Annotated in this window: 6 protein-coding genes; 2 read left to right on the forward strand and 4 right to left on the reverse strand. The window is 36.1% G+C overall.

Annotated elements, in window-relative coordinates:
- Positions 1 to 68: 68 nt before the first annotated feature.
- The gene (locus B0A58_RS13835) at positions 69 to 1085 is read left to right on the forward strand and encodes an NAD-dependent epimerase/dehydratase family protein (RefSeq protein WP_089081551.1); all 1017 of its coding nucleotides are present in this window, start codon (positions 69 to 71) and stop codon (positions 1083 to 1085) included.
- 51 nt (positions 1086 to 1136) lie between these two features.
- Entirely contained in the window at positions 1137 to 1535 is a 399-nt protein-coding gene (locus tag B0A58_RS13840; protein ID WP_089081552.1) for a heavy-metal-associated domain-containing protein, read from the forward strand.
- Between the two features lie 255 nt (positions 1536 to 1790).
- Here the strand turns inward: B0A58_RS13840 and B0A58_RS13845 are convergent, their stop codons facing one another.
- The 4 genes from B0A58_RS13845 to B0A58_RS13860 form a co-directional block, all read right to left on the reverse strand.
- On the reverse strand, positions 1791 to 3374 hold the full coding sequence (locus tag B0A58_RS13845) for an MDR family MFS transporter (protein ID WP_089081553.1): 1584 nt from the start codon (positions 3372 to 3374) through the stop codon (positions 1791 to 1793).
- Positions 3375 to 3721: 347 nt separating this feature from the next.
- The gene (locus B0A58_RS13850; protein WP_089081554.1) at positions 3722 to 4801 is read right to left on the reverse strand and encodes an HlyD family secretion protein; all 1080 of its coding nucleotides are present in this window, start codon (positions 4799 to 4801) and stop codon (positions 3722 to 3724) included.
- Between the two features lie 6 nt (positions 4802 to 4807).
- On the reverse strand, positions 4808 to 6139 hold the full coding sequence (locus B0A58_RS13855) for a TolC family protein (protein WP_089081555.1): 1332 nt from the start codon (positions 6137 to 6139) through the stop codon (positions 4808 to 4810).
- Positions 6126 to 6746 (reverse strand): TetR/AcrR family transcriptional regulator, encoded by a 621-nt coding sequence (locus tag B0A58_RS13860; protein ID WP_089081556.1) that lies wholly within the window; start codon positions 6744 to 6746, stop codon positions 6126 to 6128. The genes B0A58_RS13855 and B0A58_RS13860 overlap by 14 nt, the downstream gene beginning before the upstream one ends.
- Positions 6747 to 7277 lie beyond the last annotated feature (531 nt).

Here is a 7277-nt window from a genome sequence, read left to right on the forward strand (position 1 = left end):
ATGTATATTTGGTATAACCTCATTGTTGTGAAAAAACAACGATTTGACATCAAATATAAAACATTATTATGATATTAATAACAGGAGCCACAGGATTGGTTGGTGGGCATTTGCTCATGGAATTATTACAACGCACCCCTCAAAAAATCAGAGGTTTGTATCGGGATAGTGCAAAAATTGAGCGTGTAAAACTTTTATTTACAACCCATCAAATCATTGATTTGTTTTCCTATATCGAGTGGTTTGAAGCCGATGTAACAGATGTACCCGCTTTAGAAAAAGCTTTTGAAGGTATTACTTACGTATATCATTGTGCTGGCATGATTTCGTTTAACTCAATAGACGAACCTTTATTAAGAAAAATCAACATACAAGGAACTGCAAATATTGTAAATTTGAGCTTGGATTTTCAAATCAAAAAACTCCTATATGTAAGTTCTGTAGCCGCATTAGGAGCACTAACGGAAGGGAAATCGATATTTACAGAAGACAACGAATGGAATCCAGAAAAATTGCAAAGTGATTATGCCATAACTAAATATGGTGGCGAACTCGAAGTGTGGCGGGGCTATCAAGAAGGATTGCCGGTAGTTATTGTAAATCCAACCATCATTTTAGGTAATGGTTTTTGGGGACAAGGCAGCGGCGATATTTTTTCGCAGGTAGTGAATGGGTTGCGTTTTTATTCAGAAGGTTGTTCAGGATTTGTTACAATAAAAGATGTTGTTTGCCTCACTCGTTTATTAATGGAACACCCCGTTGTTGGCGAAAGATTTATAATATGTGGCGAAAATTTGACTTACAAAACGGTATTAGATGCCATTGCCGATGCTTTGCAAGTTACAAGACCAAAAATTAAAAGCCCATATATCACCACGTTATGGTATGCCAAATTAGACGGCATGATTAGTTTTTTATTTTCAAGGAAACGTAAATTAGATACATTTGGGGTGCTGAGTTTGTATGCTAAAGAATATTATGACAATACCAAAGTTTGTCAATTACTACATTACGAGTTTGAACCCATTATGGCAGGTATAGAAAAAATTGTAGCTTTAGAACAAAAATCAAAAAAGTTGAACTAAAATTTATTAAATTTGTAGTAGATTTATAAATTACTAATCACATCAAGAATCATGAAAAAAACAATCTTACTATTTAGCTTATCTGTTTGCACTTTATTATTTGTTAATTGCAAAAAAGAGGAAGAAAAAAAAGAAGTTACAATTGAAAAAAAAGTAGAAACACTCCAAAATCCTATTGCGGCAGACGCTGCAACATCCCATGCCGATTTGACAATTGACGGTATGAGTTGTGCAATTGGATGTGCTAAAACGATTGAAGACAAACTGAACCATACGGAAGGAGTATCAAAAGCGAAAGTTGATTTTGATAAGAAAACAGCTTCAATTGATTTTGACGGAAATGTACAAACACCCGAAAAACTAATTGCAGTTATAGAAGCTGAAGCCGATGGAAAAACGTATAAAGTATCGAAGCTAGAAGTAAAAATGATTGTTAAGAAAAAAATATAAATGGCACTTATTTTAATGATTGTCCGTTCATTTTGACAAGATTTCCAATTTATCGGGGTGTTCCTAGCCCAGATTGTAGCGAAAAGCCCGGAGCCCCAAAAGGGATTTTTTTGTTGCTACAAAAGAGCGACCAGCGGAAGCTCCTTTTGTGGCAAACAAAAAACCCTTTTTGGGGCGAGGACTTGTAGCAAAAAGCTGGATTAAGCTCCTAGTGCTATATTTGATTTATAATAGGGTAGTTGTTGGATTATGAAATTAGTGCATGGCATCGGCTGGATTGACTTTGGATTTTCCTGTTTTTAGTATCAGTACAACTGGAATGCACAACAAAAAAAGCACCCCCAAGTACATAAAAATATCCATATAGGACAACACACTGGCTTGTTTGTAAACCTTAAATTCTAAAATTTGGTATGCTTTTGCAAGGGAAACATTGGTGGGAAACCCCTTTGCTTGAAAGCTTTTTTGTAGCATTGCAATTTGGTTTTGAACCAAATAATTGGATTTGTCTAAGTGGGCAATTAAATCGACACGATGCTGCTGGTTGAAACGGGAGATGAAAGTAGTAATGATGGCTATGCCAAAGGAGCCACCAAGTTGTCGCATCATGCCTGTAAAGGCGGCACCATCGCCAATGTTTTTGCCTTTTAGGGTTGAAAGCGAGAGGGTGGTTATGGGTACAAAAAGCAGTCCGAGACCAACACCCCGCATGATGAGCGGCCAAAAAATATGTTCGACACCCGTGTCTGGTGTTAGGGCACCACGCATGTAGAAACTGAACCCAAAAAAGATTAAAAATCCTACGGCTACCATATATTTTTGGTTGTAGCCTTTTTGAATCATTTTGCCTACAAAAGGCATCATGAGCCCTGTGGTTATAGAACTTGGGATGAGCAGCAAGCCAGCATCTGTTGCAGACCAACCCAATATAGATTGTGTGTAGATAGGAATGATAAAAGTAGAACCATATAAGCCAAATCCGAGTATAAAACACATGATGGTTCCCATTCGTAAATTAGTGTCTTTAAGCACTTTAAGGTTTACGATGGGGTATTGATAAGTGAGTTCACGTTTGATGAATAAAATAAGTCCTAATACCGATAGTATGGTTAGAGCAACAATAGTTTTGTTGTTGAACCAGTCGTCTTGCTGCCCGTGTTCTAAAACAAATTGGAGCGATCCAATAAAAGAAGCCAGGTAGAGAATACCCATCCAATCGACTTGGGAAGCATGGAGTTTTTCGCCATATTTGGGACTTTTTACAAAGCCAATAGTTAAAAAAGTGGCTAAAACGCCGATGGGAATGTTGATATAAAAAATGTAAGGCCACGAAAAATGATCTACAATATAGCCACCTAAAGGAGGGCCTAATGTTGGCCCAATAATTACACCCATTCCATAAATGGCTTGAGCCATACCTCTTTTGGCAACGGGATAACTTTCGGTTATGATGGTTTGAGCAGTTACTAACAATGCCCCTCCGCCCAAACCTTGTATGAAACGAAAAGCAACTAGCTCCCAAATATTAGTAGCATTGCCACACAAAAAGGATGCTACTGTAAATATAACAATTGAGGTTGCAAAATAATTACGTCGTCCAAATTGTTGTGCCAACCAACTGGTCATGGGTATAACAATGACGTTTGCAATGGCGTAGGCCGTAATAACCCAAGCCACGTCTGTAAGTGTTGCACCCAAGCTACCACGCATGTTGTTTAAAGCCACGTTTACTATGGTAGTGTCCACAATTTCGAGCAAGGCACAAAGCACCGCCGTGATGGTAATAATTACCCTCCTAAAACCATATTCTACTAAACTATCTGGATTGTGTTGTGTCATCTTTTTTTTGTTTTTTTGTTTGGCTCAATTCTAAATAAAACAGCAAATAAAACAGCGCTTTATTTGGGTGTTCCCCCAAGGGTAGGGCTATCCGTTGCAAACAACTTTTATTGAACACCAAAAGAAATATAATATTGTGAATAATCTTTTTTTGAAAAACACATTCAGCAACTATATTCGTGCAATATAACACCCCTTTTGGGGGCTGGGGGGGCTTCTAAAAGGATTTCCACTTCTATCATTAAGTAAACAGCATTTAGCCCCTTGTTTTAGAACCCAGCCTTAAAAATTTGTATCCATTTAGACCATTTGCTACTTAGCAACTCTAACCTCATGCCTCTCACTTCCTACTTCAAATGCACATTAATCTCAGCATTCATTCCCGATCTTAGGAGGCGATTTTTTTCAGGGTCGTTTGTGTTTTTAAAAGTGATTTTTACGGGTAATCGTTGGATTGTTTTAACAAAATTGCCTGTGGCATTATCTGGTGGCAAAATAGAAAACTGAGAACCCGTAGCCGGAGAAAAAGATGCTACCTCGCCCTCAAAAATAACATCTTCAAAAGCATCCACTTTGATACTTACTTTTTGTCCTATCCTCATTTTATTGATTTGTGTTTCCTTAAAATTGGCAGTTACCCAAATGTCGTTGTTGTTGATAATATAACACAAAGCTTGTCCCATTTGTATCAACTGTCCCGGCTGAAGATCAATTTTAGACAATTGTCCATTGATAGAGGCCGTTACTACGGTGTAACTCAATTGGAGCTTTGCGGTAGCTAACACCGCTTTGGCTTTTGCAATATTAGCCAATGCTACTTGCGTTTGTTTGTTGGAAACCAAACTTTTTGAGGCAATAACATTTTTTTGAGATGCTGCCGCTTTTTCCTGACTCATTACGATTTTTAATTGGCTTTCGGCCTCTAATTTGGCTGCCTGTGCTTGTTCAAATTGTTGTTTGGTTATCGAATGGTTTTTATACAAATTTTGGTATCTTTCAAAATCATTGGAAGCTCTTGTCAGTCGGATTTTGGCCGTTTCAATTGTGCCATTGGCACTCGTTACATTGGCATCAGACACGGCTACACTTGCCATAGCCCCTGCAACATCTGCTTTTGAAACTTCAAAACTACTTTCGGCTGCTGCCAAATTGGCTTCGGCTTCAGCTATTTTTACTACAAAATCCTTGTCGTCTATTGTAAATAACGTATCGCCTTTTTTTACAAAATCGTTGTCATGAACATAAATTTTGGTTACATATCCAGATACTCTTGGAATAATAGGATTCATTTTTTGTTGCACTTGTGCATCGTCTGTGGCTTCATTAGCTTGTGCATGTAGGTATTTCATAACACCATATATGGTTCCAGCAAGTAATAAAACCGCTAAAATCAATATCATTTTTTTGTTTGAAGGTTTCTTTTCCATTTTGGATTATTTTTTTGTATGGTTAAAAGAAGATAGTAATGCCCCCGAAGCTTCTTGCATTTCATAATATTTGAGCATGATGTTGGCCTTGGCATAAGCCTGATTGATTTGTGCATTCAATTGTTCTACATCTGCGTCCAATAGTTCGGTGGTAGTTGCCAGTCCGTTGTCGTATTTGTCTTTTACAATGCGGTAATTTTCTGACGCAACTTGTATGGCAGATGCATAAACCGTGTGTTGTTTTTGTGCCAATATAAAATTTTCATAAGCTTCATGAACTTGAACCTTTATTTTTTCAATTAAAATGTTTTTAGATTCTATCGTTTCTTGGGCTTTACTAAAAGCTATTTTTACATCTTTGCGGTTTTTATAAATACTACTCAAATTATACGAAAAACCTAATCCAAACGTCATGGCATTGCTAACAGTTGCCACATTTTGAAGCCGCAAAGCCGTATAACCCCCAACAAGGGCTATGTTAGGAAAATAGTTGCTTTTGGTTATTTTGATTAGATTTTGATTGGCTTTTTCAAAATATTGAAATGCTTTTAAATCTTTTCGGTTAGACAACGCCACGTCATCATGTTCTATAATTTGCAACGAGGTTTGGTGGTCAAATTGGTGTACGTCTATCCCTATTTGAAAATCTTGCGGCAATTGCAACATCGAAACCAATTGATAGTTGATTACAGCCACATTTTTGTGGGCTTCCTCCAACGACAAGGCTATTTTATTGGACTGAAGTTGCACTTTTAGCAAATCATTTCGAGCAACTAGACCATTTTTTTCTAAATCTTTAAAATCCGAAACCCTTTGATTGGCACTTTTCAAATTGTCTGTAATCAGTTCTACCGCTTTTTGAGCTCTAAACAATGCCGCATAATAAGCCACAACGTGCATAGCAATGTCTTCTTTTGTTTGTGCTGTTTTCAGCTTTTCGGCCTCCCATAAATTTTGCGAAAGTCCTATACTATTCTGTATTTTGAATCCAGAAAACAAAGGCAAATTAAAATTAGCCTGCCCCAATAGCAGTTCGTTTACCACAGGACTTCCAGCAACATTGCCGCTAGAATTTGGTAATATTTTTAGGGCAACATCGGCATCCGTTAATCTCAAATATTGACCCGTAAGGGACACCTCTGGATACTGTTTGTTTTGGCTTGAGGCATATTCCAAGGCTTTGGTTTTCGCTTTTGTTTCGGCCAATTGGGCTTCAAAACTTTTGCTTATTGCCAACTGTACCGCTTCGCTCAAATCGAGCTTGGTACGCTCTTGGGCATAAACTTCGCTCAAACTCAAAAGAATAAATAAAATAAATCCTACTTTATTGATTTTCATATAAAATTAATGACTTGATGGTTTGTTGAATGTGTTGGGTTAAATCATGATGGATGTAATGTTCATATTGAGCTTCGTTTTCTAAATGCAATAACGACTCAAAAAAAGGCTTATTCATCTGAAAATGAAAATAAGTACCTAATATTGTGGGAGTTATCAAGGCAATAGTAATATTTTTTTTAAAAAATTTTAATTCCTGTCCCTCTTTAATAATTTTTTCCAAAATCCGTAGGTTATTCATCTTAACTTCCTGAAATGCTGCAATATCCATCACTCTTTTTTTGTTCGAAACTTCAAAATGCAGTATTTTATAAATACAATTGTTGCGATGGATTCTCGAAATATACAACGCAATAAGCTTTTCTATTTTCAATAAAGGTGAATGATTTTCTTTAAATAAATTCTCAATTTCTAGCTTTATATCATTGGTTCTATAAATAATAATGCCCTCCAAAAGTTTTTCCTTTGATCCAAAATAATACGAAATCATGGCTATGTTAATCTGGGCTTCCTTGGCAATATCCCTAATAGACGTACCGTCAAAACCATTATCTGCAAACAGTTTTTCTGCAATTTGTAGAATCAAAATTTGTTTTTCATGAAACATAAATCCATATTTTTTTACATCGCAAAATTAAACAAATGTTTAAATTAAACGTTTGTTTAATTTATTTTAACATTTTTTTAACACAAATTACACATGAGACTACGTCATGAAATCTATAAAATACAACTACAAAGCACATCACAGATCTCCGCTAAAAAATAAAAATTTGTGAAGTAAAAAAATTAAGTACTCACGGACTTTTTAAAATTTTAGAAGAAATTAATATTTTAACATTTTAAAAAGAAGTAAGTGCTTAATTTTTTTGTATAACAACTACTCTGTGCTACCATTTGGGCGTGCCCGTTCGTAAAACTTCGGGTCGGGCTATCTATTGCAAACAACGTTCATTGAACTCCAAATGAAAAATAATATTGTAAAATAATCTTTTTTGCACCTAAAAGAGGGGTAAAAAAGGATTTCCACTACTATCCATCACGCAAAATAACCCAATGTCAAAAGGGCTTTCCCGAAAATAAATCACAATCTTCCAAAAAAAGAGTCTCTTCAAATTCCATTTTCGAGTTACTTACT

The sequence above is a fragment of the Flavobacterium branchiophilum NBRC 15030 = ATCC 35035 genome (genome assembly GCF_002217205.1).
Classification (GTDB): domain Bacteria; phylum Bacteroidota; class Bacteroidia; order Flavobacteriales; family Flavobacteriaceae; genus Flavobacterium; species Flavobacterium branchiophilum.

Bases quoted from the DNA above. Each gene is read 5' to 3' on its own strand.
- B0A58_RS13835 (WP_089081551.1), top strand. From the start codon at position 69: ATGATATTAATAACAGGAGCCACAGGATTGGTTGGTGGGCATTTGCTC.
- B0A58_RS13840 (WP_089081552.1), top strand. From the start codon at position 1,137: ATGAAAAAAACAATCTTACTATTTAGCTTATCTGTTTGCACTTTATTA.
- B0A58_RS13845 (WP_089081553.1), bottom strand. From the start codon at position 3,374: ATGACACAACACAATCCAGATAGTTTAGTAGAATATGGTTTTAGGAGG.
- B0A58_RS13850 (WP_089081554.1), bottom strand. From the start codon at position 4,801: ATGGAAAAGAAACCTTCAAACAAAAAAATGATATTGATTTTAGCGGTT.
- B0A58_RS13855 (WP_089081555.1), bottom strand. From the start codon at position 6,139: ATGAAAATCAATAAAGTAGGATTTATTTTATTTATTCTTTTGAGTTTG.
- B0A58_RS13860 (WP_089081556.1), bottom strand. From the start codon at position 6,746: ATGTTTCATGAAAAACAAATTTTGATTCTACAAATTGCAGAAAAACTG.